Origin of the sequence: Methylobacterium sp. BTF04, assembly GCF_010692745.1 — a bacterium.
Taxonomy (GTDB): domain Bacteria; phylum Pseudomonadota; class Alphaproteobacteria; order Rhizobiales; family Beijerinckiaceae; genus Methylobacterium.
The window spans coordinates 21,890-46,864 of record NZ_JAAHTB010000017.1 but is presented as its reverse complement, the minus strand read 5'-3'; the positions used below and the strand labels follow the sequence as shown (position 1 = coordinate 46,864).

At 67.0% G+C, this 24,975-nt stretch carries 24 protein-coding genes and 1 pseudogene; 7 read left to right on the top strand and 18 right to left on the bottom strand.

Annotated elements, in window-relative coordinates:
• Positions 1-32 precede the first annotated feature (32 nt).
• The gene (locus tag G3T14_RS12340) at positions 33-389 is read right to left on the bottom strand and encodes a hypothetical protein (protein ID WP_246733278.1); all 357 of its coding nucleotides are present in this window, start codon (positions 387-389) and stop codon (positions 33-35) included.
• A gap of 301 nt (positions 390-690) precedes the next feature.
• On the opposite strand from G3T14_RS12340, the gene recO reads away from it, so the two are divergent.
• From recO to G3T14_RS12325, 3 genes are all read left to right on the top strand, one after another.
• Positions 691-1,431: a DNA repair protein RecO gene (gene recO, locus G3T14_RS12335; protein WP_163642847.1), complete on the top strand. Its 741-nt coding sequence runs from the start codon at positions 691-693 to the stop codon at positions 1,429-1,431.
• A 50-nt stretch (positions 1,432-1,481) separates the two neighbouring features.
• Entirely contained in the window at positions 1,482-3,731 is a 2,250-nt protein-coding gene (gene parC, locus G3T14_RS12330) for a DNA topoisomerase IV subunit A (RefSeq protein ID WP_163642846.1), read from the top strand.
• A gap of 494 nt (positions 3,732-4,225) precedes the next feature.
• Positions 4,226-5,017 carry a hypothetical protein gene (locus G3T14_RS12325; protein ID WP_163642845.1) on the top strand — a complete coding sequence of 264 codons (792 nt, stop codon included), beginning with the start codon at positions 4,226-4,228 and terminating at the stop codon, positions 5,015-5,017.
• A gap of 158 nt (positions 5,018-5,175) precedes the next feature.
• Here G3T14_RS12325 and G3T14_RS25025 read toward each other — a convergent pair.
• The 10 genes and pseudogenes from G3T14_RS25025 to G3T14_RS12275 all read right to left on the bottom strand — a co-directional run.
• Positions 5,176-5,741 (bottom strand): annotated as a pseudogene (locus tag G3T14_RS25025) (helix-turn-helix domain-containing protein); the annotation flags it as partial.
• Positions 5,742-5,823: 82 nt separating this feature from the next.
• Positions 5,824-6,675: a galactosyltransferase-related protein gene (locus G3T14_RS12315; RefSeq protein WP_163642892.1), complete on the bottom strand. Its 852-nt coding sequence runs from the start codon at positions 6,673-6,675 to the stop codon at positions 5,824-5,826.
• Positions 6,675-7,421 carry a PIG-L deacetylase family protein gene (locus G3T14_RS12310; protein ID WP_163642843.1) on the bottom strand — a complete coding sequence of 249 codons (747 nt, stop codon included), beginning with the start codon at positions 7,419-7,421 and terminating at the stop codon, positions 6,675-6,677. The genes G3T14_RS12315 and G3T14_RS12310 overlap by 1 nt, the downstream gene beginning before the upstream one ends.
• Positions 7,422-7,553: 132 nt before the next feature.
• On the bottom strand, positions 7,554-8,450 hold the full coding sequence (locus G3T14_RS12305; RefSeq protein ID WP_163642842.1) for a polysaccharide deacetylase family protein: 897 nt from the start codon (positions 8,448-8,450) through the stop codon (positions 7,554-7,556).
• A gap of 15 nt (positions 8,451-8,465) precedes the next feature.
• A complete protein-coding gene (locus G3T14_RS12300) occupies positions 8,466-9,911 on the bottom strand; it encodes an amidase (RefSeq protein ID WP_163642841.1) in 1,446 nt (481 codons plus the stop codon).
• 31 nt (positions 9,912-9,942) lie between these two features.
• Positions 9,943-10,953: an oligopeptide/dipeptide ABC transporter ATP-binding protein gene (locus G3T14_RS12295; protein ID WP_163642840.1), complete on the bottom strand. Its 1,011-nt coding sequence runs from the start codon at positions 10,951-10,953 to the stop codon at positions 9,943-9,945.
• Entirely contained in the window at positions 10,950-11,933 is a 984-nt protein-coding gene (locus G3T14_RS12290) for an ABC transporter ATP-binding protein (protein WP_163642839.1), read from the bottom strand. Before G3T14_RS12290 ends, G3T14_RS12295 begins: the two co-directional genes overlap by 4 nt.
• Complete coding sequence (locus G3T14_RS12285) at positions 11,930-12,874, bottom strand: ABC transporter permease (protein ID WP_163642838.1); 945 nt, start codon at positions 12,872-12,874, stop codon at positions 11,930-11,932. Before G3T14_RS12285 ends, G3T14_RS12290 begins: the two co-directional genes overlap by 4 nt.
• Complete coding sequence (locus G3T14_RS12280) at positions 12,871-13,851, bottom strand: ABC transporter permease (protein WP_163642837.1); 981 nt, start codon at positions 13,849-13,851, stop codon at positions 12,871-12,873. Before G3T14_RS12280 ends, G3T14_RS12285 begins: the two co-directional genes overlap by 4 nt.
• 544 nt (positions 13,852-14,395) lie before the next feature.
• Positions 14,396-15,958 carry an ABC transporter substrate-binding protein gene (locus G3T14_RS12275; protein ID WP_246733292.1) on the bottom strand — a complete coding sequence of 521 codons (1,563 nt, stop codon included), beginning with the start codon at positions 15,956-15,958 and terminating at the stop codon, positions 14,396-14,398.
• Between the two features lie 428 nt (positions 15,959-16,386).
• Here G3T14_RS12275 and G3T14_RS12270 point away from each other — a divergent pair, with 428 nt between their 5' ends.
• A complete protein-coding gene (locus tag G3T14_RS12270; RefSeq protein WP_163642835.1) occupies positions 16,387-16,629 on the top strand; it encodes a hypothetical protein in 243 nt (80 codons plus the stop codon).
• 139 nt (positions 16,630-16,768) lie between these two features.
• Here the strand turns inward: G3T14_RS12270 and G3T14_RS12265 are convergent, their stop codons facing one another.
• From G3T14_RS12265 to G3T14_RS12255, 3 genes are all read right to left on the bottom strand, one after another.
• The gene (locus tag G3T14_RS12265) at positions 16,769-17,029 is read right to left on the bottom strand and encodes a pentapeptide MXKDX repeat protein (RefSeq protein ID WP_163642834.1); all 261 of its coding nucleotides are present in this window, start codon (positions 17,027-17,029) and stop codon (positions 16,769-16,771) included.
• A gap of 80 nt (positions 17,030-17,109) precedes the next feature.
• On the bottom strand, positions 17,110-19,164 hold the full coding sequence (locus G3T14_RS12260; RefSeq protein WP_204262821.1) for a protein-disulfide reductase DsbD domain-containing protein: 2,055 nt from the start codon (positions 19,162-19,164) through the stop codon (positions 17,110-17,112).
• A 76-nt stretch (positions 19,165-19,240) separates the two neighbouring features.
• The gene (locus G3T14_RS12255; protein ID WP_163642832.1) at positions 19,241-19,933 is read right to left on the bottom strand and encodes a DUF1223 domain-containing protein; all 693 of its coding nucleotides are present in this window, start codon (positions 19,931-19,933) and stop codon (positions 19,241-19,243) included.
• A 139-nt stretch (positions 19,934-20,072) separates the two neighbouring features.
• On the opposite strand from G3T14_RS12255, the gene G3T14_RS12250 reads away from it, so the two are divergent.
• Together G3T14_RS12250 and G3T14_RS12245 are read left to right on the top strand one after the other, a co-directional pair.
• Positions 20,073-20,747 carry a cytochrome b/b6 domain-containing protein gene (locus tag G3T14_RS12250; RefSeq protein ID WP_163642831.1) on the top strand — a complete coding sequence of 225 codons (675 nt, stop codon included), beginning with the start codon at positions 20,073-20,075 and terminating at the stop codon, positions 20,745-20,747.
• A 2-nt stretch (positions 20,748-20,749) separates the two neighbouring features.
• A complete protein-coding gene (locus G3T14_RS12245) occupies positions 20,750-21,511 on the top strand; it encodes a molybdopterin-dependent oxidoreductase (protein ID WP_163642891.1) in 762 nt (253 codons plus the stop codon).
• A gap of 83 nt (positions 21,512-21,594) precedes the next feature.
• Here G3T14_RS12245 and G3T14_RS12240 read toward each other — a convergent pair whose 3' ends face one another.
• Positions 21,595-22,635 carry a glutamine synthetase beta-grasp domain-containing protein gene (locus G3T14_RS12240; protein WP_163642830.1) on the bottom strand — a complete coding sequence of 347 codons (1,041 nt, stop codon included), beginning with the start codon at positions 22,633-22,635 and terminating at the stop codon, positions 21,595-21,597.
• A 377-nt stretch (positions 22,636-23,012) separates the two neighbouring features.
• On the opposite strand from G3T14_RS12240, the gene G3T14_RS12235 reads away from it, so the two are divergent.
• Positions 23,013-23,204 (top strand): DUF2735 domain-containing protein, encoded by a 192-nt coding sequence (locus tag G3T14_RS12235; RefSeq protein WP_163642829.1) that lies wholly within the window; start codon positions 23,013-23,015, stop codon positions 23,202-23,204.
• A gap of 104 nt (positions 23,205-23,308) precedes the next feature.
• Here G3T14_RS12235 and G3T14_RS12230 read toward each other — a convergent pair whose 3' ends face one another.
• The 3 genes from G3T14_RS12230 to G3T14_RS12220 all read right to left on the bottom strand — a co-directional run bounded on the left by G3T14_RS12230 (position 23,309) and on the right by G3T14_RS12220 (position 24,947).
• Positions 23,309-24,250 (bottom strand): glutaminase, encoded by a 942-nt coding sequence (locus tag G3T14_RS12230; RefSeq protein WP_163642828.1) that lies wholly within the window; start codon positions 24,248-24,250, stop codon positions 23,309-23,311.
• 132 nt (positions 24,251-24,382) lie between these two features.
• On the bottom strand, positions 24,383-24,583 hold the full coding sequence (locus G3T14_RS12225; RefSeq protein WP_163642827.1) for a hypothetical protein: 201 nt from the start codon (positions 24,581-24,583) through the stop codon (positions 24,383-24,385).
• A gap of 145 nt (positions 24,584-24,728) precedes the next feature.
• Complete coding sequence (locus G3T14_RS12220) at positions 24,729-24,947, bottom strand: hypothetical protein (RefSeq protein ID WP_246733276.1); 219 nt, start codon at positions 24,945-24,947, stop codon at positions 24,729-24,731.
• Positions 24,948-24,975 lie beyond the last annotated feature (28 nt).

Below are 24,975 nucleotides of genomic sequence, written 5' to 3'. Positions count from 1 at the left end.
CGCCGCGCGACGCGGGCAAGTCTCTCATCGGATCACGCCTTGTTGCCGAGCGTCTCCAGCTCTGGAAACGGCTCGGTGCGGTGGCCGGTGCAGACCTCCTCGTCATCCTCGACGATCTTCAGGACGCCGCCCTCGTCGCGGATCACCACCTTGGCGCGCTCGCCCTTGCCGAAGGTGCGGCCCTTCATTTGGGTGGAGACGCAATAGAGCGTGCGGCCGCCATCCTCGAACGGCCCGCTGATCCGGCTGTGCGCGAACCGCACCGGGAGGATCGAGATCGATCCGAAATCGGACTGGCGTAGGGCGAGTGCCGCGACGCGCTCGCGGATGGTTGTGGAGTGGGTTGCCAGCGGGGGCGCCGGGACGCGCGGAGTGCAGGCGGCCAGCATCGCGGCGAGAACGAGAGCGGGACCGGCTGTCCAATGCGAGACCCGACACCCTCTGCGTGGCCGAGACGCCCGCCGAGTGGCTCGAAAGCGGGAATACCCGACGCCGTCGTGTCCGGCAGCCCGGCATGAGCGGCGCGCGTCGAAAACGGATCGGCTGGGTATCGTCATGGAAGAGCCGCTTGTGATTCGGAGCGTCTTTCCAAGCTAGACGGTTTCCCGCATCGCGCGAATTCGCCGGGCACTGCAGTCGGAGGCCTTCCACCGCGTTTCCAAGCGCCGTTCCCCGCCCTATGACGACGCCATGCAATGGACCGACGACGGCATCGTGCTGGGGTTACGCAAACAGGGTGAGACGAGCGTCGTCCTCGAATTGATGACGGCCGCCCATGGCCGCCATCTCGGCCTCGTCCATGGCGGGCGCTCGCGGCGGATGCAGCCGGTGCTCCAACCCGGCAACCGGGTACAGGCGACGTGGCGGGCGCGGCTCGACGAGAACCTGGGCGCCTTCACGGTGGAGCCGATCGAATCGGCGGCCTCGCGCCTGATGGGCTCCGGGCTCGCCCTCTACGGAGTCGCGCATCTCGCAGCGCTGCTGCGGCTGCTGCCCGAGCGCGACCCGCACGTCGAACTCTATGAAGCCGCCCGCATCCTGGTCGCCCACCTGCACGACCCCGATATCGCGCCGCCCCTGATGGTGCGATTCGAATTGGCGCTCCTCTCCGAGCTCGGGTTCGGCCTCGATCTCTCGGCCTGTGCGGCGACGGGGGGCAACGATGCGCTGATCTACGTCTCGCCCCGCAGCGGCCGGGCGGTGAGCGCCTCCGCCGGCGAACCGTTTCGCGACAAGCTTTTCGCCCTGCCGGCCTTCCTGCGCGAGCGCCTGTCAGGCGCCCCCGTGCCGATGACGCCGGATGTCCGGGACGTTACCGCGGGGTTTACCTTGACGGGGTATTTCCTCGATCTGCACATCTGGGGGCCGCGGGACATACCGGCCCCCGAGGAGCGGACGCGCTTCGTTGCACTCGGCACGCAGACCCCGTAGGTCGTTCGTGCTATGTTCTGGTTTGGATCAGGGTGATCCGGGAGTTCGTCATGGGTCAGCCCTTCGAGCCGCCATCGGGCTCCGACGGCATCGAGAGCGTCGAGTTGAAATCCGCATTGGAGGACCGCTACCTCGCCTATGCGCTCTCGACGATCATGCACCGGGCGCTGCCGGACGCGCGCGACGGGCTCAAGCCCGTGCACCGGCGCATCCTGTTCGCCATGCGGCTCCTGAAGCTCGATCCGACCTCGGCCTTCAAGAAATGCGCCCGCATCGTCGGCGACGTCATCGGCAAATATCATCCGCACGGCGACACCGCGGCCTACGATGCGCTGGTGCGCATGGCGCAGGACTTCGCGCAGCGTTATCCGCTGGTCGACGGTCAGGGCAATTTCGGCAACATCGACGGCGATAACGCCGCCGCCCAGCGTTACACCGAAGCGCGGATGACGGAGGTCGCCCGCCTCCTGATGGAGGGGCTCGACGACGATTCCGTCGACTTCCGCCCGAACTACGATGGGCAGGAAGAGGAGCCGGTGGTGCTGCCGGCGGCGTTCCCGAACCTGCTCGCCAACGGCTCCCAGGGCATCGCCGTCGGCATGGCGACCTCGATCCCGCCGCACAACGCGGCCGAGCTCTGCGACGCGGCGCTCTATCTCATCTCCCATCCGGAGGCGACCTCGGCCCAGCTCCTCACCTTCGTGAAGGGGCCGGACTTTCCCACCGGCGGCATCCTCATCGACAGTGCCGAATCGATCACCGAATCCTACCGCACCGGGCGCGGCGCCTTCCGGGTGCGCGCCCGCTGGGCCAAGGAGGATCTCGGACGCGGCACCTGGACCATCGTCGTCACCGAGATTCCGTACGGCGTCCAGAAGGCGCGGTTGATCGAAAAGCTCGCCGAGCTGCTGCAGGAGAAGAAGCTCCCGCTGCTCGCGGACGTGCGCGACGAATCGGCCGAGGACGTGCGCATCGTGCTGGAGCCGCGTGCCCGCAACGTCGATCCCGTCATCCTGATGGAATCGCTGTTCCGGCTCACCGAACTCGAAGCCCGCATCTCGCTCAACATGAACGTGCTGGTGGGCGGGCTCGTGCCCCGCGTCATCGGGCTCAGCGAAGCCCTGCGCGAATGGCTCGACCATCGCCGCGTCGTGCTCCAGCGCCGCTCCCGCCACCGCCTGTCCCAGATCGAGCGCCGCCTCGAAATCCTCGGCGGCATGCTCATCGTCTATCTCGACCTCGACGAGGTGATCCGCATCATCCGTGAGGAGGACGAGCCGAAGCTCGCCTTGATGAAGCGCTTCGAGCTCACCGAGATCCAGGCCAACGCGATCCTCGACACCCGCCTGCGCAGCCTGCGCAAGCTCGAGGAGATGGAACTCAAGCGCGAACTCGAAACGCTGACCAAGGAGAAGCTCGGGCTCGAAGAGCTTCTGGGTTCGGACAAGATGCAATGGAGCGACATCACCAAGCAGATTCGCGCGGTGAAGAAGACCTTCGGCCCCGAGACCAAGATCGGCGCCCGCCGCACCACCCTGGAGAACCCGCCCGACACCGCCGGGATCGATTTCGCCTCCGCCATGGTGGAGCGCGAGCCGATCACCGTCATCGTCTCGACCAAGGGCTGGATTCGCGCGCTCAAGGGCCACGTCGCCGACCTGTCGGGCGTCACCTTCAAGGGCGATGACGGCCTCAAGATCGCGTTTCCGAGCGAGACCACGGCGAAGATCCTGGTGCTCGCCTCCAACGGCAAGGTCTTCACCCTGGAAGCGGCCAAGCTGCCGGGCGGTCGCGGCTTCGGCGATCCGATCCGGCTCATGGTCGACTTCGACGACGGCACCGAGATCGTGGCCGCATTACCCTACCAGCCGGGGGGCAAGCTGCTGGTGGCGGCCTCGGATGGGCGCGGCTTCCTGGCCCCGGCCGATGCCCTCGTCGCCAACACCCGCAAGGGCAAGGGGATCATCGGGCTCGACGATCCGGCCACCGCCGTCCTGCTCACCGCGGGCGCCGGCGATCATGTCGCCGTGTGCAGCGCCGACCGGCTGCTCCTGGTGTTTCCGGTCTCCGAACTGGCCGAATTGTCCCGCGGCAAGGGCGTGCGCCTGCAGCGCTGCCGCCAGACCACGCTCCTCGACGCACACGTCTTCAACTTGGCCGAAGGACTTCCCTGGATGGAGGCCGGCGGTCAGGCGCGGCTCGCCAACGCGGCCGTGCTGGAGAAGTGGATGGGCCACCGCGCCGATGCCGGCGCGCTCATGACCCGGAGCTTCCCGAAATTCGAGCGGTTCGGAAAGTAGGCGCACGGCTCGAAGGCACCTGGGCGGACGCCACGGCGCCTCGTCCTGGACGCCGGGTGAGGGGACGAAGCGCCGGCTGTCATACCGTTTCCATTTGATCGCCTCGGTCTCTTGTGAGCTCGGGTCCCCTCTCCTGGCTGGCCGCACCGTTCTTTGCGACGCCCGGTACCAAGGCGGCAGCGGGAATGCCTTCGGGTGCCAGTTCCAGGTTCAGGGGAGCAGTTCTGGGTTTGCCAGTACCCATGCGTATAAGGGGTCGGCTTTGCGGTTTACTTGTACTTTACTCAAAAACAACTTTGTATCGCCAAATAGCTGGTTCGGCTCATTTGGTATGAAACCATAAATTCACGAGATTGACTAGCGAACGCACGACACTTCCGGTGAATACAAGCTGGGAATTTTAAAGGGCGTTAACTTGACGGTCGTAGAGTGTCATTCTGCGACCATCACATTTGGCGTGCTCAGGCGCATGCTGATAAAGGTTGAGGCCGACCATGAGTAATATCAATCCCACGAATTTATCAGCACGCGATAACCTGAAGGCGTTTTTTCAGACTAGGGGGGGACAGCCCGATGCTCCGGGCATTCCATCTCCGACAAAAGAGGCCACTGCCGGAGTTTCGAGCGCGCCCGCCACGGTGGTCGATCTCTCCGATCGGGCAAAGGCCATGTTGAAGCGCAATGAAGCAGACCAAGTGGTCGCGGATCGGCTCGCCGAGCAAATTACGTCGGCTAAGTCCGATGGCAGACCAGGCGTCGCTGGCAGGTCAGAACAGGGACAATCCAAAAGCCCCACGCTGGACGATATTCTTGGGGGAGGGTCGTCCTCGAAGGCCGCTGCAGGTTCTCCACAGGGGCTGAATTATCGCAGTGAGCGTATCGAACAGCTGCGTGACGCCAGTCGTCAGGCCGATGGAAGCGTGAGGAGCTTCTCAGTCACCGAGAGCAACGTGTTCGAGGTGCCAACGTCGTCTGCCGAAATCAATGACTGGTACGACAATACGGGCAAATCGCTGGTTGAGCTGGCATACCAGCATCCAGATGGCGATGTGAGCGGCATTGGCAGCGCCATTCAGAGCAAGACCGTTAAAATCCTGAACGCCAAGGACATTCCGGGCCTGAATTTTGCCAATACAATTAACTTCTCAGGTGGAGAAGGCGGTGCACAGGTCAACGACATGCATTCCTACAATCGAGATGCCGAGATTTTCAAAGACCCAAACATCAACTATCAGGTTTCCAGCAACAGAACTGTCCTCGCTTGGCCTAAGTCTGTCAGTTACTGACTATTAATTCTCTGAATGTGATCTGAAACAGCAGGTTGCGATGGCGCAGCGTCGCTTCGCCGAAGTGTGGGTTTTGACCGCTGTGCCCGCGGACTCGCTGCCTCACCGGTCCATAGGCGGCGGTCGTCGATATTTTTCTGCCAGAAAACGAGCCCACCAATGCCCATCCGCTTCATGATCGTGCTCACGTGCAGCCGGCCAACAGCAAACCCTTCTCGACCCAGCAGATCGCGCAACATGCGGGCGCCAGCAAACGGCTAATCCAGATGTAGTTCATCGATCCGCCGCATCGGCGCCAGATCGCCGGGCGATGCCGGACATGGCAGGTAATCGATGCTGCTCCGGCTGATATCGAGTATCGGAGCCTGCCGGGTCACCGATAGTTCATGGTTCCGATCAATCATCGCTTTGCGCTCAGCAGGCCGGCTTTGCTGAGCGCTCCTTCCAAAACATCGTGTTCCAGTGTTAGCTGGCCAATCTTGGCGTGTAGGATCTTCACATCCACCGTCGGGATGGGCGGCTCAGCGCGGCCCTCGCTGCCAAAGACATCGGCGGCGCCCTCCAGAAGCTGGCTGAGCCATTGCGTGATCTGATCGGGGTGCACGTCAAACTGTTGGGCCAGCTCCGCTAGGGTCTTCTCACCCTTGATGGCGGCCAGCGCCACTTTCGCCTTGAATAAAGGAGAGGGACAGGGTGAGGTGCTTGATCTGTCCGGATGGACCACGTCCCTCACCCCAACCCACTCCTAAACGGGGAAGGGAGCCTGTTGCGCCCTTACCCACCGATCGTATCAACCGGAAACCGAATCAGAACGGCCGGTCGGCCGGTACGCGCGCAGCCGCGATTTCCTCCGCGCGGGGCGGACGGATGACGACCAGCCCGTCGCGCCAGCCCTCGCCGATCAATCCGAGCCGGGCGAAGGCGTCGAGCCAGCCATCCATCGGCCAGATGCCGTGGCGGGCGTGGAAGCGGCGGCCGTTGCGGACGATGTCCGAAAAATGCTGGAGCGGCGGGTCGCAGGCGAGATGGTGCTGATGGAAGGCCTGGCCTCCGGCGCTGAGGAGCACCGGCACGCCGAGCGCATCGGCGCGGAAGGCGAGGTCGGTATCCTCGGCGCCGTAGCCGTCGAACGCCTCGTCGAAACCACCGATGCGGTCGAAGGTGGCGGCCCGCACCCCGAAGGCCAGCGACCAGAACAGGCCGGGATTGTCGGTGCGGGCGAGACCCGCCTCGGGAAAGTGCCGGACCGGATGCGGGTGCCCGGCGGCGCGCAGAGCGCCTTCGGTCCAGCCATCCGCGACGGCGCCGGCCGGCAGGTAGCGGATTTCGCAGCAGACGAGGCCATCGGCCTCGGCGAGGTCGCGGCTCAGGGAGTCCACGAGGTCGGCGGAGGGGATGCAGTCCACGTCGAGGAACACCAGCCGCGCGGTTGCGGCGGCCCGGCGTCCGGCATTGCGCGCGCGCGCCAACGGCAGGCCGTCGCTGTCGAGGACGATGCGCCGGATCGGGAAGCCGCAAGCGGGCAGTGGCGCGGGCGCGCGGCCCATCTCCACCACGATGCATTCGGCCGGATGCGGGCCGCGCCCCAATCCTTCCAGTAGCCGGGCCAAATGGGCGTCGCGGCCCTTGTTCAGGGTGATGACGGTGGTGTCGGCGATCATGGGGCGTCCGGCTCCATCGCCACGAAAATCTCGTGGTCTTGCGCGAAGCGCGTCAGCATCGCCGGCTCCAGGCGAAAGCCGGTGGGGTCGTCGGCGATCAGGTCGGTGGTCTGCGAGCGATGGGCGGCGATCGCGCGTGCCTTGGCGGGGAGATGCGCGGAGATGTCGAGCCGCAGGCCGGTGGGGCCGGGGCCGACCTCGGTGCCCATCGGCAGGGTCCAGCCCCAGACCGGATAGGCGAAGGCCTTCGCGCCGCCGAGTGTCGGCTGGGCCAGCCGGACGATGGCGGCGGCCGCCTGGTGGTCGCAATGGGGATCGTGGCCCCAGGTCACGCAGACCGCGCCGGCGCCGCTGTCCCGCACCGCGGCGACGATGGCGTCGGCGGCCTGCTGCGCCACCGGGCCGGTGCTCGGCACGCCGGCATCGGGCAGACGCAGGAAGGTCACGGACTCGGGCGGGACGCCGAGGGCGCCCACGGCCTCCAGCGTCTCGGCTTCGCGCAAAGCCCGCAACTTGAGCGGGGGATACAGCGCCGAATGGGTGTGCGAGCCGCAGCCGTCGCTGACGATCACCACCCGGACGTCGCGGCCACGGGCGCGCGCCGCCGCGATCAGGCCACCGCAGCCGAGGCTCTCGTCGTCGGGGTGCGGGGCCACCACCACGAGGCCGCCGCCGTTCAGGAGGGCGTCGAGGTCGCCGACCGGCAGGGCTTCGGCGGCTTTCAGGAAAGCGTCGGCATGCATGGAAGTCGCGGATCCGGTGGGAGGCTACGCAGCGAGGCGGCCTTCATGCCCGCGAACGGATGATCCCGAGGTGAACGACGGAGTCGATCAGAGCGGAGCCGATCGAGACCGCAGCCGCGAAGGCCGCCGGTATCAGATCGCGGTCTCGGACTGGATGGCACGCTCGGCGATCGCCCCTGCGGTGGTGAGCCAGATCGCGTCGCGATGCGCCGCGATGTGTTCGAGTGCCCGGCGCAATGGGCGGAGCCGATGCGGCTGGCCGACGATGTAGGGGTGGAGCGCGATGCCCATCACCAGGGGCGCGGAGGCCGATTGCTCCAGCATCTCGTCGAAGGCATCGACGATCATGTCGGCGAAGTCCCGGCCCGAATCCTTGCGCGCGACGATGGCCGGGATGTCGTTGATCTCCTGCGGATAGGGCAAGGCCAGGATGCGGCCGCCGCTGCGGGTGGCGAGCCAGGTCGGCTGGTCGTCGTGGCACCAGTCGAGGAGATAGCGGTAGCCGGCCTCTTCCAGCAGGTCGGGCGTCACCCGGCTCTGCGAGATCCAGGGGCCGAGCCAGCCGGCGGGGGCGCGGCCCTCGTGGTGGGTGAGCTCCGCCGTCGCCTCGGCGATCAGGGCGCGTTCCTCCGCCTCGCCGAGAATGCCCTGGCGCTCGGAATTGGTGCGGCCATGGCCGACGATCTCGTCGCCGCGCGCGCGGAACGCCTCGATCAGGCCGGGACAGTCGCGGTAGAGCCGGCTGTTGACGAGTACGCTCGCCGGTAGCTTCAGGCGGTCGAGGGTCTCCTTCAGCCGCCAGGCGCCGACGCGGTTGCCCCAGTCGCGCCACGCGTAATTCAGCACGTCCGGCTGCGGGCCGCCCGGCGCGAGTTCGGCACCGAGGCCGCGGCCGAAATCGAAGCCTTCGAGGTTGAGCGCGAGATAGACCGCGAGGCGCCGGTCTCCGGGCCAAGCGTAGACCGGGCGGTCGGGCAGGGCGCTGTAGGCGTAGCGGCCGTGGTCGGGTCCGGTCGCGTCGGCATCCATGGCGGTCTCGCTGTTTCAACGGTTGAGGGGCGGCGGCCTTCGTGTAACCCACCCGGTGGCCGCGTCGTAGGCGGCACCGAGCTGCAGGCAGGCGAATTCGCCGTGGTTCGGCCCGACGATCTGGATGCCCGCCGGGCGCCCATCGGCATCGAACCCCGCCGGCACGTTGAGGGCCGGCAAGCCCGACATGGTGATGGGGACCACCACCTCCATCCAGCGGTGATAGGTGCTCATCGCCCGGCCGCCGACGAATTTCGGCCAGCGCTGCGTCACGTCGAACGGGAACACCTGGGTGCTGGGCAGAACGAGGAAGTCGTAGCGCGTCATGAAGCGCCGCAGCGTCGCGTACCAGACGGTGCGTCCTTCCTGCGCCGTCGTCACCTGATCGGCGCTCAGCGCCAGGCCGCGCTCCACTTCCCAGATCGCCTCGGGCTTCATGAGGGCCCGGTGTGCCGGATCGTCGTAGAGCGGGCGGAGATTCGAGGCGGTCATCCAGGCCCGCAGGGTGAGCCAGTGGTGCCAGAGCGCCTCCATGTCGAAGGCCGGGCACGCGGCCTCGACCCGGCAGCCGATGGTCTCGAACGCGGACAGGGCGCTCCGGTCGAGGTCGAGCAAGCCGGGTTCGAACGGCACATGCCCGTCGAAGTCGCCGAGCCAGGCGATGCGCGTGCCGGAGAAGTCGCGGGTCAGGTCGCCGGCGAAGACCGCCGGATCCTGCCGGTTGGAATAGGGGCTGGCGGCATCGTAGCCGGCCTGTACCGACAGCATCAGGCCGATATCCGCCGGCGAACGCCCGATGGCGCCGGACACTGCGAGCCCCGGCGTGAACGCGTCCCGGGCTTCGGTGGGGATGCGGCCGAAGCTGGGGCGAAGGCCGAACACGTTGTTGAAGGCCGCCGGATTGCGCAGCGAGCCGGCATGGTCGCTGCCGTCGGCGACGGGTTGCAGGCGCAGGCTCACCGCCACCGCCGCGCCGCCGCTCGATCCGCCTGCCGTCTTGGTCCGGTCGTAGGCGTTGCGGGTGGCCCCGAAGACCGGGTTGAAGGTCTGCGAGCCGAGGCCGAATTCGGGGGTGTTGGTCTTGCCGATGAAGAGCGCCCCGCTCGCGCGCAGGCGCGCCACCATGAGGGAGTCGGACTCGGCGATCCGGTTCCGAAAGATCGGCGAGCCCTGGGTGAACGGCAGGCCCGCGACCGCATCGCCGTCCTTCACCGCCAGCGGGAAGCCGTGGAGCGGACCCAGGATCGTGCCTCGTGCGACCTCGGCGTCGCGCTCGCGCGCGGCGCGGAGGAGGCCTACGCGGTCCTGCAGCGAGACGATGGCGTTGACGGCGGGATTGATCGCCGCGATCCGGTCGAGATAGGCATCCATCACGGCGACGCAGGAGACGGTGCGGGAGCGGATGGCCGCCGAGAGCGCGACGGCGCTCAGGGCGACGATGTCGGTGGCATCCGTGCTCATGGTGTCGCCCCCTTGCGGTTGGCCATCCGGGTCAGAGCGGCAGCCGGCGTTCCTGGAACGCGTGGCAGGCGACGCCCTCGATCAGCTCGGGGACCTCGGTCCTGCAGCGCTCCTTCGCGAAGGGGCAGCGCGGGTTGAAGGCGCAGCCGGACGGCGGATCGATGGGGTTCGGAATCTCGCCCGAGACCGGAATGCGCTGGCGCCCGGTCATGCCGATATCCGGCACGGCGTCGAGGAGCATCCGCGTGTAGGGGTGTTTCGGAGCGGTGAACAGCGCCCGCCCGTCGGCGATCTCGACCACGCGGCCGAGATACATCACGCCGATGCGGCTCGCCATGTGGCGCACCACGGCGAGGTTGTGGCTGATGAACAGGTAGGTCAGCCCGAGCCGGTCCTGCAGGTCGCGCATCAGGTTGAGGATCTGCGCCTGGACCGAGACGTCGAGGGCCGAGGTTGGCTCGTCGCCCACCAGGAATTCGGCCTCGGAGGCGAGGGCCCGAGCGATGGCCACGCGCTGGCGCTGGCCGCCCGAGAATTCGTGCGGATACTTGGCGCCGTCGTCCGGGTGCAACCCGACGAGGGTCAGGAGTTCGCCGACCCGGCCGGTGATGGCCGCTTCGCCCTGGATCAGGTTGAAGGCGCGGATCGGCTCGGCGACGATCCGGCGTACCCGCCAGCGCGGGTTCATCGAGGCGTAGGGGTCCTGGAAGATCATCTGGATGCGTCGGCGCAGGCGACGGCGCTCCACCGCCTGGCGCGGATCGGTCATCGAGATGCCGGTGATCCGCACGTCGCCGCCGGTGGGGGGCAGCAGCCCCACCACCATGCGTGCGACGGTGGATTTGCCGGAGCCGGATTCACCCACCAGCGCGAAGGTCTCGCCCCGCCGGATGGTGAACGCCACCCCGTCGACGGCGCGCAGGATCTGCCGGGGCTGGCGCTCGATCATCCGGTTGAGCCAGGGGCGCGACACGTCGAAGGTGCGGCGAAGGCCCTCGATCTCGACATAGGCAGCGTCTCGGGTCCGCACGGGAGCGTTCATGCGGCCGACGCCTCCGAGCGGTCATAGAGATGGCAGGCGACCTGGTGGGCGCCCACCGCGATTGGGTTCGGACGCTCGACGACGCAGCGGGTAAACGCGCTCGGGCAGCGCGGATGAAAGGCGCATCCCTTCGGGATCGCCGAGAGCCGCGGCATCGAGCCCGGAATCTGCGCCAGCCGGTCGGTCTCCTGCGCCAGCGTCGGGATCGCGCCCATCAGCCCCTTGGCGTAGGGGTGGAGCGGGTTCGTCACCACGTCGCGCACCGGGCCGATCTCGGCGATGCGACCCGAGTACATCACCGCCACGCGGTCGGCGGCCTCGGCGATCACCCCCATATCGTGGGTCACCAGCATCACGGCGGTGCCGCGCTCGGTGCCCAGTCGCTTGAGGAGCGCGATGATCTGGGCCTGGACCGAGACGTCGAGCGCCGTGGTCGGCTCGTCGGCGATGATGAGTTCGGGTTCGGCGGCCAGTGCCAGGGCGATGACCACGCGCTGGCGCATGCCGCCGGAGAATTCGTGCGGATAGCCGTCGATCCTGCGTTCGGGGGCCGGGATGCCGACCTCCGCCAGGAGATCGATGGCGCGCCCGCGTGCCGCCTTTTCCGAAAGATCGGTATGGGTGCGGATCGTCTCGATGAGCTGGCGCCCGACGCGGTAGAGCGGATTGAGGCTGGTGAGCGGGTCCTGGAAGATCATGCCGATGCGCCGGCCCCGGATGCGCCGCATCGCCTCCGGAGACAGGGTGTCGATCCGTTCGCCCTGCAGACGGACCTCGCCCCCGACGATGCCGCCGGGCGGATCGATGAGGCCGATCACGGCGGAGCCGGTGACGGATTTACCGGCCCCGGACTCACCGACGACCCCGAGAATTTCGCCGCGGGCGATGTCGAACGAGACGTCGTCGATGGCCGTGAGCGTGCCGCGCCGGTTGGCGAAGGCGACGCGCAGGTTGCGGACCGAGAGGACGGGCTCTGTCATTGCAGCTTCGGGTTCAGGGCGTCGCGCAGCCAGTCGCCGAGCAGGTTGATCGCCAGCACCAGTCCCGCCAGCGCGAGACCCGGAAAGGCGACGATCCACCACTCGCCCGAGAACAGGAAGCGGTTGCCGGTGCGGATCAGGGTGCCGAGCGAGGGCATCGAATCGGGCAGGCCGGTGCCGAGGAACGACAGGGTCGCCTCGGTGATGATCGCCAGCGCCAGATTGATGGTGGCGATGACGAAGACCGGGCCGAGCACGTTGGGCAGCACGTGGCGCACCAGGATCACCGGCGAGGACAGGCCGATGAGCCGACCGGCCTGGACGTAGTCCTTGTTCTTCTCGACCATCACCGAGGACCGCACGGTGCGGGCGTACTGAACCCAGAACGACAGGCCGATGGAGGCCACGATCAGCCAGATCGAGGCGGTGGTGTCCATCTGGCCACCCAGGGCCGCCTTGGCGACGCCGTCGACCACTAGGGCGATGAGGATCGCCGGGAAAGTGAGCTGCACATCGGCCACCCGCATGATCAGCGTATCGACGAACCCGCCGAAATACCCGGCGATCAGGCCGAGCCCGATGCCGATGAGGCCCGACACCACGACCCCGAGGATGCCGACCAAGAGGGAGAGCCGCAGGCCGTAGAACACCGCCGAGAGCACGTCGCGACCCTGGTCGTCGGTGCCGAGCACGAAGGGAGACTGTCCGTCGGCGTTCCAGAGCGGGGGCAGGTTGGAGTTGATCAGCTCGAGCTGCGCCGGGTCGTAGGGGTTCTGCGGCGAGATCAGCGGCGCCAGGAGCGCGAGCGTGAACAGCAGCAGCGTCACCGCGAAGGCAGCCATGGCGAGCTTCGAGCGCTTGAAGCTGGCGAACAGGTCGGAATCGCGAAAGCGCGCCAGGGCGGAGCGGGTCGGCACCGGGCCGTGCACCAACACGCTCATGCCCGGCCTCCGGTGGAGAGCCGCAGGCGCGGATCGACGATGGTGTAGAGCACATCCACCACGAGGTTGATGGTCACGAAGATCGCGGCGACCAGCAGCAGGTAGGCGGCCATGATCGGGATATCGACGTTCTGCACCGCCTGGACGAACAAGAGGCCCATGCCCGGCCATTGGAACACCGTCTCGGTGATGATCGAGAACGCGATGACCGAGCCGAGCTGCAGCCCCGCGATGGTGATCACCGGGACCAGGGTGTTCTTCAGGGCGTGCCCGAAATGGATCGTCCGGGTGGTGAGGCCGCGCGCGCGCGCGAAGCGGATGTAATCGGTGCGCAGCACCTCCAGCATCTCGGCGCGGACCAGTCGCATGATCAGGGTCATCTGGAACAGACCGAGGGTGACGGAGGGCAGGATCAGCGCGCGCAGGCCCGACGCGGTGAGGAAGCCGGTGGTCCACCAGCCGAGCCGCACGGTGTCGCCACGCCCGAACGAGGGCAGCCATCCGAGGGTCACCGAAAACAGGAAGATCAGCAGGATGCCGATGAGAAAGGTCGGCAGGCTGATGCCGATCAGCGAGATCGCCAGGAACACCTTCGCCAGAACCGTGTCGCGCTTGAGCGCGCAATAGACGCCCATGAAGATCCCCACCGTGAGGGCGAAAAGCGTGGCGCACAGAGCCAGTTCGAGAGTGGCCGGCATGCGCTCGGCGAGCAAGGCGGCCACCGGCTGGCGGAACTGGTACGAGGTGCCGAACTCGCCCCGCACCACGTTGCCGGCGTAGCGCCCGAACTGGACGATGACGGAATCGTCGAGGCCGAGGCTCTGACGGATCGCGACGCGCTCGGCGTAGGGTGTGTCGACCCCCACGATCTGGTTCACCGGGTCGCCGGCAAAGCGAAACATCGAGAACGCGATGAGGCCGACCGCGAACAGCACCGCCACCGATTGCAGCAGGCGCTGGAGGATGAAGGCGATCATGCGCGTGGGCCCCCGCCCGACCTTATGAAACTGAGCGCATGTTTTCTCCTCGAAGGCAGGGCAACTCCACGCGTCTCAGCTCGTCTTATGCGGCCGATCGTTTCCTGCCGGACACCCAGGACATGCTCGCTCTCTTCGAAGGTAGAGTGATCGCAAAGGGACTGCGGCGACGGAGCCAAGACCGGGCTTCCAGCGACTCGGCTCGGCTCGGAGTATCGCGACAGGCCCCCTCTCCTGGGAGGAGAGGGTTGGGGTGAGGTGTGTGACCTTTTCGGAGCGTTCACGACCCTCACCCCAACCCTCTCCCAAACGGGAGAGGGGGCACGGTGCGGGCGATCGTGCCGGTCCGATCGACCGGAGAGCGTCTGAAGTATCCTCTGGGATCGGCCAGCGGGGATTGAGACGCCTGGCGTAAGGTATGTGACCTGGCCGGAGAGGTCACGACACTCCTCGACACCGGTGAAGGGGGCCGTCGCGGCGCACCTTTCATTTCCCGATCCGAGGTGAGAAACCGCTGCGTTCTGAAACCGCGTTGCCAAGACCCTCACGGCTGCTTCGAGACCCAGTACAGCATCAGCATGTTGTCGGGCCGCTGGGTCAACGTGACCTTCTTCGACACGCCCCAGGCCAGCGCCTGCTGGTGGAGCGGGATGAAGCCCCAATCGGCCTGGATCTGCTCGAAGCCTTCCTTGATCTCGGCGTTGCGCTTGGTCTCGTCGGTCTCGCGCTCGACCTGATCGGCCAGGGCATCGACCTTCGCGTTGCAGTAATTGCCGAGGTTCCAGTTTCCGCGACCGCTCTTCGAGCCGTTGCGGCAGCCGGCGATCTCGAACAGGATGTTGTGCGAGTCCTGGCTCGATGGGGTCCAGCCGACGAGATAGAACGAGGTGTCGTAGGCGGGCGCCAGCACCTTGGCGAAGTACTTGGCCTTGGGCTGGGCGTTGAGGTTCACCTTCACGCCGACACGGGCCAGCATCGAGACCACCGCCTGGCAGATCGCCTCGTCGTTGACGTAGCGGTCGTTGGGGCAATCCATGCCGAGCGAGAACCCGTCCGGGTAGCCAGCCTCGGCCAGCAGGGCCTTGGCGCGCTTGGGGTCGTAGGCCGGGCGCTTGAACTCACCGGCCAGGGGGTAGAGCACCGGGGCGATCAGCAGGGCCGAGGGCACCGCCTGTCCGCGCATGACCCGCTTGGCGATCGTCTCCTCGTCGATGGCCCGGTAGAACGCCTCGCGCACGCGAATGTCCTTGAACGGGTTCTTGCCCTTGACGTCCGAGTCCTTCAGCACGTCGCGGGACTGGTCCATGCCGAGGAAGATCGTGCGCAGTTCCGGACCGGCCATCACGATGGCGGTGCCGCTCGCATTCACCCGCTGGGCGTCCTGCAACGGCACCGGGTCGATCCAGTCGACCTCGCCGGTGATCAGGGCGGCGACGCGGGTGGCGTCGTTCTGGATGGTGGTGAAGACCGCCTCGTCGAGGTTGGATTCGACCGGTGCCCAATAATTCGGGTTCTTCTTGAACACGGTCCGGACGCCGGGCTGGTGCTCGGTGATGATGAAGGGGCCGGTGCCGTTCTCGTGGAGCGCTGCGTAGCTGGTGGAGACGGCGGTGGGCGGCGTCGGGCTCACGGCGCCGTTCTTCTCCGCCCAGGATTTCGACATGATGTACCAGGTCGAGAACTGGTAGGCGGCGATCGGGTTGGGGGCCTTGAGCACCATGTCGACGGTGTGGTCGTCGATCTTCACCCATTCGGAATCGGACGGCACGTTGGTGGTGAAGTTCGAGCCCGGCGCGCGCACGCGGTTGGCCGAAAAAATCACGTCGTCGGCGGTGAAGTCCGAGCCGTCATGGAATTTCACGCCCTTGCGCAGGTGGAAGCGCCATCGCGTCGGCTCGGGAATTTCCCAGGATTCGGCCAGCATCGGGACCAGCTTCAGGTCCTTGTCCCGGGTGATCAGCGAATCGTAGACCGCGCCGTGCATCCCGATCGTGAAGCTCTCCTTGAGCGAGTACGGATCGAGCGACTTGATGTCGCCCTGGAAAGCGAAGCGGAAGACATTGGCGGCCTGCACCGATGACGTTGTCGCGAGACCTAGACCGGCCATCAGGCTAGCCATGGACGCGAACGCTTTGACCCTGGACTTCAACACGGCACGCTTCCTCATCGGCACATCTGCCCACCCCATCGCCGGATGCACGCATAATCTGCGGCGACATCCTATGGCCGGTGATCGAGCATGGCATGGATCGGGCCACATCGGGATCGCGGCAGCGCAGATGGGTGCGAGGACCGCTGGACCCTGCATTGCTCAAAGATCGATCAGTCGCCCCGGAACGGTCATGCCATTCGGTGTGCAAACTGGAGGACGAGCGGACCTTGCGCCCGGAACGTCAGGAAAATTGCGCCCACGGATGGTGCCGATGCGGCTTGCGGCGGACGGGTGGCAGAGTACGGTTGCGCTCAGGAGATACTATCGGCCACGCTTCGTACGGAGTATGGGGTGTGGGATTAGACCCGACGACTGATTGCGCCATGTCCCGATTTTTCATCGACCTCCACGACGGGGCAAATTTCGTCAAGGACACCGAGGGCTTCGAGCTCACGGACGAGGACGCGGTCCGCGAAAAGCTGGTTCGGATCATGTCGAAGATCGCCCAGGGGTTCGAGCCTGTCCCGGAGCGCCAGGATTATCTGGCCGTCGTGCGCGACGAGACCCGCCGGGTCGTCTTCCGCGCTCACCTCACCCTCGATATCGAACGGGTCGAGGGCGCCTGACCGGCCGCTGCCGGGCCTGATCCGGCGTCTTCAGCAAGGTAATGCCGCCCGCTCTGGAGAGGAGCCAGCGGGGTCGGATGCTCCGCGACGGAGCGTCTCCGCCGCGGTCTCGTTGTCGGCTGGTGCCGCGAGGCGCCGGTTACTTCTTCATGCCGTCCTTGGCCATCGAATCCTTGGACATGGAGTCCTTCTTCATGCCGTCCTTGGCCATCGAGTCCTTGGCCATGGAATCCTTGGACATGGAGTCCTTCTTCATGCCGTCCTTGGCCATGGAATCCTTGGCCATGGAATCCTTGGACATCGAGTCCTTGGCCATGGGCTCCGTGGCGAAGGCGGGGGCGCTGGCGACGGTGACGGACAGGAGGAGGGCGGAGGCGACCGCGGGGAACAGGTTGCGCATGATGGGTGATCCTTGAGGAGCTGAGGAACACCGGGCTGCGCCGCGGTGCCGACAGGTATTCGACAACGATGTCGCCCCGGTTACGGGGCTGCGGGAGATTTTCCATCCGCGACGGGACGCTCGCCCTCCGGTGCCGCCGCCCGCGCGATCCCGGCGAGGACGAGGTGCGGGCTCAACAGCTCCGGCAGCGCCTCGCCATCGGGCCGTCCGCGCCCATAGACCACCACCAGGGGGATGCCGGAGCGTCCGAAGCTCTGGAGATAGGTGAGGATCGTCGGATCCGGGGTCGTCCAGTCGGCCTGCATCCGGACGACGTCCGGCTCGGCCAAGCGCTCCCGTACCGGAGCCCGGCCGAACGCGACGGCGTCATTGATCTTGCAGGTGAGGCACCATGCAGCGGTGACGTCGACCAGGACGACCCGGCCTTCGGCCACGAGGCTTGGAATCCGCCCCGGATCGAACACCTGTCCGGACACGGGCTCGGGCGCTCGTGCGGGGAGCGAAGCGCCGGCGACGGCGGCGAAGGCGATCGCGCCTGTGATCCATTGGGTCCGCCGCCGCGGCGCACCGTGCCGGTTCAACCCGAGCCATCCGAGCAGGGCGCCGAGCGTCAGGACCACGAGGGCCGCCTGACCGGTGCCGATCACCTGAGCCAGCACGAAGACCAGCCACGCCGCCGTTCCGAGAAGCAGGAGCCCGAGCCCGAGGCGCAGCCGATTCATCCAGGGGCCGGGGCGTGGCAGGGCCTGAACCAGTCCGGGGCGCATCGCGATGGCGAGGTAGGGCAGGGCCATGCCGAGACCGAGGGCGGCGAACGTCGCCAGGATCGTCGGCGCGCCCTGCGTCAGCGCGAACCCCACCGCCGTCCCGACGAAGGGCGCCGAGCAGGGGGTCGCCAGCAGGGTGGCGAAGGCGCCGGTGAGGAAGGCTTCCGACAGCGGTCCGCGTCCGCGCGTGGTGCCGATCTGCGCCAGGCGCCCCGGCAGGCCGATCGTCGTCCATTCGAATAGGCTGGCGGCGAACACCACCGTGAGCGCCGCCATCCCGGCGAGGAACCACGGCTGCTGGAACTGGATACCCCAGCCGATGCCGGCGCCGGATGCCTTGAGAAGGCAGAGCGCGGCGGCGATCGCGAGAAACGACGCGATGATGCCCGCTGCGGTGGCGGCGAGGCTCGCACGGATCGCCCGCGTTCCCTCGCGCGCATGGCGGGTGATCGCGAACACCTTGAGGGACAGCACCGGCAGCACGCAGGGCATCAGGTTGAGGATCAGCCCGCCGAGGAGCGCCACGCCCAGGATCGCCAGCAGGCCGGGACCGTCCGGAGCCGCGGAGCGATCGAACGCGAAGCTGGCCGCGCGGGCGCCATCGACGATGGTGAGGGTGAGCGGTGTCGCGACGGCTTCATTCTCCGGGGGCAACGCCACCGTCAGGGTCGCCGCATGGCCGGCATCGGCCAGCGTCACGACCGGCGGCGGTGTCGCGCCATGCGCCAATCCCTCGATGAAGAGATCGGGCCTGTCGAACGGCAGCGTCTCGCTGCGCAAGCCGATGGTGAGGGTCCGGCCCGGCCCGGTCCGAGTCGTCTGCGTCACCACGATCCCGGACGCCGCCGGGGATGTCGGCACCGCGGCGCGGCCGGCCGCGATCAGGTCCGCCTCCTCTGCGCTGGCGGCGGGGCCCGCCGGCAAGGTCAGGTCGAGGCTCGCCCGGTAGGGCACGCAGACCTCGCCGCAGACCGCATGGCGCACCGTTGCATGCAGGTGCAGGGGGCCGGAACCGGTCCGCGCCAGCGTCACCGGGAGGACGATGTGGTCGGCATAGACGTAGGTCTGCAGATCGCCGACGCTGAGACGGGACGGTGCCGGAAAAGCGAGCTGCCCCGCCCCAACACCGTCCGACCCCAACCAGTCGACCTTCGGCGCCAGCCCGGCATCGCCCGGATTACGCCACGAGCCGTGTCGGCCCGCGCCGTAGCGGAACTCGAGTCCGGCCTCGACGGGGCCATCCGTGCCGGCCGTGTCCGAAGCCGTCACGAGACGCACCGCCGTGTCGGCATCCCCGACCCACTCGGTCGCGGCGGCCATGGCCGGGGAGCTTGCCAGCAGGGCGAGCAGGCAGACCCAGCCCGTCATCCGTTTCGCCACGGGGAAGGGGCGGCGTCGGCCACGGGCACTTGTCATGAGGCGTGCCTTTTTGGTGGTAGCGAGGTCAGGAGCCGAGGCGTGCGGCGCCGACGATCCGGCCGTCCGCCTGCTGCAGGATCACGGCGGCGTCCTCGCCGGCGGGTGCCGCCTCGCTGAGCTGCAGGGCGCTGCCGTTCCAGGTGCCGAGGCTCCGGATCGAGCGCACGACGTTCGCCTGGGCGACGGTGCGGCCACTGTTCTCGCCGCGCGGGATCGCGGTCTGGTGCCGGCGGTCGAAACCGACCAGCAGGACCCGGGCGCTGCCGCTGCCGCTGCCGACCTTGACGTTTACCTGTCCGCCCCTGCGCGTGATGGCGACATCGGTCGATCCCGCTCCGTGGGCCGCGGCCCGCGCGATGGCGGACGCAGCCTCGCCGCGTCGCGACCCGACCACGCTGGTCTGTCCGTCGATCACCATCTGGGGCGTGAAGTTGCCGGCGCCGAGCCGGCTCGCATAGGTGGATTGGCGCTCGGTGGCGCCCTCGAACGAGAACGTGTCCTTCCAGCCGAGGTCGTCCCAATAGGTGACGTGGAAGCCCAACGGCAGCACATCGGCGCGCCCGGCATATTCGCCGAGCAACGCCTCGGCCGGCGGGCAGGACGAGCAGCCCTGCGAGGTGAAGAGCTCGACCACAACCGGGCGTTCGGCGGCGCTTAGCGCCGTGACCGAGGCAGGCAGGAGCGCGAGAGCGGCGAGGGCGGACAGACGGAACGTCATGGCGATCATCCGATTGTGGGGGTGCCAGGGATTCGCCGCGGCGGGTGCTCCGGTTACGCACCGAGATCTCCTCACACGCCGGGCGTAACCGTCGCCACGTCCGATGCGAATGGATCATCGACAGCGCGAGGAACGCCGCATGGACCGACCCATCACAGCATCACCGGTCCTGGGCGGCACGCCGCCAGGAAAGCCGCGGCCCCTGCATTCGGGCTTCGTTCGCGCGACGCACTGGATCAACGCCCTCGCCATCCTGATCATGGTCACCAGCGGCTGGCGGATCTACGACGCCTCGCCGCTGTTCGAGGCCGTGTTTTTCCCCAAGGGGATCACGCTCGGCGGCTGGCTCGGCGGCGCCCTGCAATGGCATTTCGCCGGGATGTGGCTGCTCGTCGGCAACGGCCTCGCCTATGTCGCCCACGGCTTCGCCTCCGGGCATTTTCGGCGGGACTTCCTCCCGCTCAGGCCGCGCGAAATTCTGCACGATATGATCGCCGCCCTGAAGTTCCGGCTGCCCCATGTCGCCGGCCGTTACAACGCCGTCCAGCGCCTGCTCTATGTCGGCGTCCTCGGCCTCGGGGTGCTCGTGGTCCTGTCGGGACTCGCGATCTGGAAGCCGGTGCAACTCCAGCTGCTCACCGCCGTGTTCGGCGGCTACGAGGGCGGCCGCCTCGTGCATTTCGCCGCGATGGCGGGGATCGTCGGCTTCGTCGTCGTCCACCTCGCCCTGGTGGCTCTCGTCCCCAAGACCCTGCCCACCATGATCATCGGCCGCGAGCTTCACCTCGGACGGGCCCGCGAGGTGAAGCCGTGAGCATGCGCACTCTCTTCTCCGGGCCCCGCCCGTCGCTGCGCGACCACAAACCCAATGTGCAGCTGGCCGAGCGGCGCCTGTTCCTGCGTGGCGGTCTATCCATCGGAGCCCTGTCGCTGCTCTCGGGGTGCGATCTCACCGATAACGAGCAGGTCGATTCGGTTCTGACCGCGATCTCGCGGCTCAACGACCGGGCGCAGGCCGCCCTGTTCAGCCGCACCACTCTGGCTCCGACCTACACGGCGGCGGACATCACGCCGAACTTTCCGTTCAACGCCTACTATGCCGAGAGCAAGCTCCGGCCTGTCGATGGCGAGCATTGGAAGCTGGAACTGGCCGGGCGCATCGCGGACAAGAAGCCGTGGACGTTGGCGGATCTGCGCACTCTGCCGCAGGAGAGCCAGATCACGCGCCATATCTGCGTGGAAGGCTGGAGCGCCATCGGCCAATGGTCGGGCGTTCCGTTCCGCACCTTCCTGGAGCGGATCGGGGCCGACACGAAGGCGGCCTATATCGGCTTCACCTGTGCCGACGACTATCGCACCAGCATCGACATGGCGACGGCGCTTCATCCGCAGACGATCATCGCCCTCGATTATGCGGGCGCGCCGCTGCCCGACCGCTACGGCTACCCGATCAAGCTGCGAATTCCGACGAAGCTCGGATTCAAGAACCCGAAGCAGATTTTGGCGATGACGGTGACCAACGATTATCCGGGCGGTTACTGGGAGGACCAGGGCTACAACTGGTTCAGCGGGTCGTGAGCGGGCCCGGTTCACCCTCCTGAACGAAAAACGGCGTGGACCGCGAGGTCCACGCCGCCGAAAAGTTTTCGGAGGGGTGCGGTTCAGGCCGCTGCCGTCTCCTGCGCGCCGGTCGAAACCGAGGCGACGGTCTTCAGGATCTGGGAAGCGATCTGGTAGGGGTCCCCCTGGCTGTTGGGCCGGCGGTCTTCCAGGTAGCCCTTGTATTCGTTGTTGACGAAGCTGTGGGGCACGCGGATCGAGGCGCCACGATCGGCGACGCCGTAGCTGAACTCGTTGATCGCCGCGGTCTCGTGCTTGCCGGTGAGACGCATGTGGTTGTCCGGACCGTAGACCGCGATGTGGTCTTCGAGGTTGTCCTTGAACGCCGCCATCAGCGATTCGAAATACGCCTTGCCGCCCACCGTGCGCAGATGCTCGGTGGAGAAGTTGGCGTGCATGCCCGAGCCGTTCCAGTCGGTGTCGCCGAGCGGCTTGCAGTGATACTCGACGGCGATCTCGTAGGTCTCGCACAGGCGCTGGAGGATGTAGCGGGCGACCCACATCTCATCGGCGGCTTTCTTGGAGCCCTTGCCGAAGATCTGGAATTCCCACTGGCCCTTGGCCACTTCGGCATTGATGCCTTCGTGGTTGATGCCGGCGTCGAGGCAGAGGTCGAGATGCTCCTCGACGATCTTGCGGGCGATGCTGCCGACCTCCGAGTAGCCGACGCCGCAATAATACGGGCCCTGCGGAGCCGGGTAGCCGGCCGTGGGGAAGCCGAGCGGACGACCGTCCTTGTAGAAGAAGTACTCCTGCTCGAAGCCGAACCAGGCGCCGTCGTCATCCAGGATGGTGGCGCGCTTGTTCGACGCGTGCGGGGTCTTGCCGTCCGGCATCATGACTTCGCACATCACCAGCACGCCGTTCTTGCGGGTGCTGTCGGGGAAGTGGCGCACCGGCTTCAGCATGCAATCCGAGCTGCCGCCCTCGGCCTGCTTGGTGGAACTGCCGTCGAAGCCCCAGAGCGGGAGATCTTCCAGTGTCGGGAAGCTGTCGAACTCTTTGATCTGAGTCTTGCCACGAAGATTCGGAACGGGTGTGTACCCGTCCAGCCATATGTATTCGAGCTTATACTTCGTCATTGCGATTCTTTCGTCAGTTCTTGCTGCGAAGTTTCGATGAAACCCTGAATTGTCTCGCGCCAGTCCTGGCTGCGCTCGCCAAAGCATTTCGTATGCCAATAGCGACGCCGAGCCCATTCGTGATGTCCGGTGGCGGCATTCCGGGTCGGCGGACAGAGCCACTTCGACGTCGGGTGACGGATTGCAATCTGCCCGTACGACCGGCGATCTGGCGCGAAATCGAGCGGCGCTAAGAATGGCAATGAGGCACATGCCGATATTTACGGCATAGAACGCGCTTAAATACAGCATTTGGCGCAAACGGCGTGCAATGCCATTGGCAATGACATATCTTCGCGTGTGCCGACAAGTCGGTATCGAAAGGAGATTTTCCAGCAATGACGACAAGTGTTCGACACGAGACCGCCAAGATCTACGCCTTCCCCCAGAGGGGTCGGATGATCGACGGACGACGCGACGCGGAGAAGGCACCCGAGGACCTGCGGCTGCAGCGCGGCCCCACCATCGATTGCGGAAGCTGGTACCATCAGGCCGCCGTTCAGGAAGCCGATCGGACGCGCAAGCCTTGATCCTCGGTCGCGACGACCTTCAGCGGCGCGGGAGCCGCCCTCCGATCGGGCATCCCGTGCCGAACCCTCTCTGAGACGAAAGTCGACCCGAGACGTCTGCCGCATCACGCTCCGAAGATCGACCAGCCCAACCGCTTGGCGAGGGCCTCCAGGGCGATCCGCCCGAGATGCGAATTACCGGACGCGTCGAGACCCGGCGACCACACGGCGATGGACGCCTTGCCCGGGGCGACCGCCAGAATGCCGCCACCGACGCCGCTCTTGCCCGGCAGACCGACCCGGTAGGCGAATTCTCCCGACCCGTCATAATGGCCGCATGTCAGCATCACCGCGTTGATGCGCCGGGCACGCTCGGGCGACACCACGGAGTGGCCCGTCGACGGATTGCGCCCGGAATGGGCGAGGAACCTCCCGGCCATGGCGAGCTGGCGGCACGACATGCTGATCGCGCAATGGTGGAAGTAGACCCCCAGGGTGAAATCCACCGGGTTGTCGAGAACACCGAAGGATTTCATGTAGTTGGCGAGCGCCGTGTTGCGAAAGCCGGTACGGAGTTCGGAGGCGGCCACCGCCTCGTCGATGGTGATGGTCGGGTCCTGCGCCAGGAACTGCATGAACCGGAGGATTTCGCCGAGCGCTTCGCGGGGCTGGTGGCCCGACAGGATCACGTCGGTGACCGCGATGGCGCCGGCATTGATGAACGGGTTGCGCGGGATTCCGCGTTCACGCTCCAACTGGACGATGGAGTTGAACGGGCTGCCGGAGGGTTCGCGCCCGACGCGGCGCCACAGCCTGTCGCCGACCATGCCGAGCGCCAGGGTCAGGGTGAACACCTTCGAGATGCTCTGGATCGAGAACGGGGTCTCGCTGTCGCCGGCGGCCACGACGGTGCCGTCGGCGTCGATCACCGTGATCCCGAACGCGTCGGCACCGACCCGCGCGAGTTCGGGGATGTAGGTCGCGACCTCGCCCCGGTCGGGTCTCTCCCGCATCTCGTCGGCGATGTCGCTCACGATGCGCGCGAGATCGGGGGTGGTGCTGCTCATCGTCTTGGGTTTCGGCCGTTTTCGGGAGGGAACGCGCCAGCAGGACGCCTCGTGGCACAGGTGGGCTCCCGGCGGGTCGGGGGCCTTGCAACTTCCATTCTCGACGGCGGCCTGTGGGACCGAAGGCCGATGTCAGCGCGCCTTGAGCTCCGCGAGCGCGGCCTCCGCGGCCAGGGCGCGGGCCTGCCACTGGTCCCGGTCGAGGAGGGCGTCCTTCAGGGCCGCCTCGGCGCGGGTGACACGGGCGGTCTGACTGGTGGCGAGAGCCTGCGCCCGCTCGCGGGCCCGGGTCTCGGCCGCCATCTGGACCTTGAGGTCGCGCGGGCTTGCCATGGTGGATGTCCTTCCCGATCCGAAATCGGCTGGCGCGCCTCTGGCGACACACGGCCTCTCGCCCGGCGATAGCGGGATTTCGGCGCGACCGCGACTGGGTTCGCGCGCAGAACCGCTCTCGCGACAACGAGCTTTCAGGGAAGGATCATGGGGTTCGTGCGGGCGGAAACGCGGTGCCCGGGCAATCCGGGGAGAGTGCGTTGCCGGTTCCCTTCGCCGGATCGCAGGCCGGGATCTCCGGACGTCCGCCATTCTCGACGCGGGCCTCCCGGAGCGTGTCGAATTTCCACATTCCGACGCCGATCACGGCGAGGATCGCCAGCAGGCCGGCTGTGGCGAGGGGAAGCCAGCGGGGCATCGTCATGGTGTCATCCTGCCCGGCCGAGCGGGAG

Coding starts and splice junctions, on each gene's coding strand:
- G3T14_RS12340 (WP_246733278.1), bottom strand. CDS start 389: ATGCTGGCCGCCTGCACTCCGCGCGTCCCGGCGCCCCCGCTGGCAACC.
- recO (WP_163642847.1), top strand. CDS start 691: ATGCAATGGACCGACGACGGCATCGTGCTGGGGTTACGCAAACAGGGT.
- parC (WP_163642846.1), top strand. CDS start 1,482: ATGGGTCAGCCCTTCGAGCCGCCATCGGGCTCCGACGGCATCGAGAGC.
- G3T14_RS12325 (WP_163642845.1), top strand. CDS start 4,226: ATGAGTAATATCAATCCCACGAATTTATCAGCACGCGATAACCTGAAG.
- G3T14_RS12310 (WP_163642843.1), bottom strand. CDS start 7,421: ATGCATGCCGACGCTTTCCTGAAAGCCGCCGAAGCCCTGCCGGTCGGC.
- G3T14_RS12305 (WP_163642842.1), bottom strand. CDS start 8,450: ATGGATGCCGACGCGACCGGACCCGACCACGGCCGCTACGCCTACAGC.
- G3T14_RS12300 (WP_163642841.1), bottom strand. CDS start 9,911: ATGAGCACGGATGCCACCGACATCGTCGCCCTGAGCGCCGTCGCGCTC.
- G3T14_RS12295 (WP_163642840.1), bottom strand. CDS start 10,953: ATGAACGCTCCCGTGCGGACCCGAGACGCTGCCTATGTCGAGATCGAG.
- G3T14_RS12290 (WP_163642839.1), bottom strand. CDS start 11,933: ATGACAGAGCCCGTCCTCTCGGTCCGCAACCTGCGCGTCGCCTTCGCC.
- G3T14_RS12285 (WP_163642838.1), bottom strand. CDS start 12,874: ATGAGCGTGTTGGTGCACGGCCCGGTGCCGACCCGCTCCGCCCTGGCG.
- G3T14_RS12280 (WP_163642837.1), bottom strand. CDS start 13,851: ATGATCGCCTTCATCCTCCAGCGCCTGCTGCAATCGGTGGCGGTGCTG.
- G3T14_RS12275 (WP_246733292.1), bottom strand. CDS start 15,958: ATGGCCGGTCTAGGTCTCGCGACAACGTCATCGGTGCAGGCCGCCAAT.
- G3T14_RS12270 (WP_163642835.1), top strand. CDS start 16,387: ATGTCCCGATTTTTCATCGACCTCCACGACGGGGCAAATTTCGTCAAG.
- G3T14_RS12265 (WP_163642834.1), bottom strand. CDS start 17,029: ATGCGCAACCTGTTCCCCGCGGTCGCCTCCGCCCTCCTCCTGTCCGTC.
- G3T14_RS12260 (WP_204262821.1), bottom strand. CDS start 19,164: ATGACGGGCTGGGTCTGCCTGCTCGCCCTGCTGGCAAGCTCCCCGGCC.
- G3T14_RS12255 (WP_163642832.1), bottom strand. CDS start 19,933: ATGACGTTCCGTCTGTCCGCCCTCGCCGCTCTCGCGCTCCTGCCTGCC.
- G3T14_RS12250 (WP_163642831.1), top strand. CDS start 20,073: ATGGACCGACCCATCACAGCATCACCGGTCCTGGGCGGCACGCCGCCA.
- G3T14_RS12245 (WP_163642891.1), top strand. CDS start 20,750: ATGCGCACTCTCTTCTCCGGGCCCCGCCCGTCGCTGCGCGACCACAAA.
- G3T14_RS12240 (WP_163642830.1), bottom strand. CDS start 22,635: ATGACGAAGTATAAGCTCGAATACATATGGCTGGACGGGTACACACCC.
- G3T14_RS12235 (WP_163642829.1), top strand. CDS start 23,013: ATGACGACAAGTGTTCGACACGAGACCGCCAAGATCTACGCCTTCCCC.
- G3T14_RS12230 (WP_163642828.1), bottom strand. CDS start 24,250: ATGAGCAGCACCACCCCCGATCTCGCGCGCATCGTGAGCGACATCGCC.
- G3T14_RS12225 (WP_163642827.1), bottom strand. CDS start 24,583: ATGGCAAGCCCGCGCGACCTCAAGGTCCAGATGGCGGCCGAGACCCGG.
- G3T14_RS12220 (WP_246733276.1), bottom strand. CDS start 24,947: ATGACGATGCCCCGCTGGCTTCCCCTCGCCACAGCCGGCCTGCTGGCG.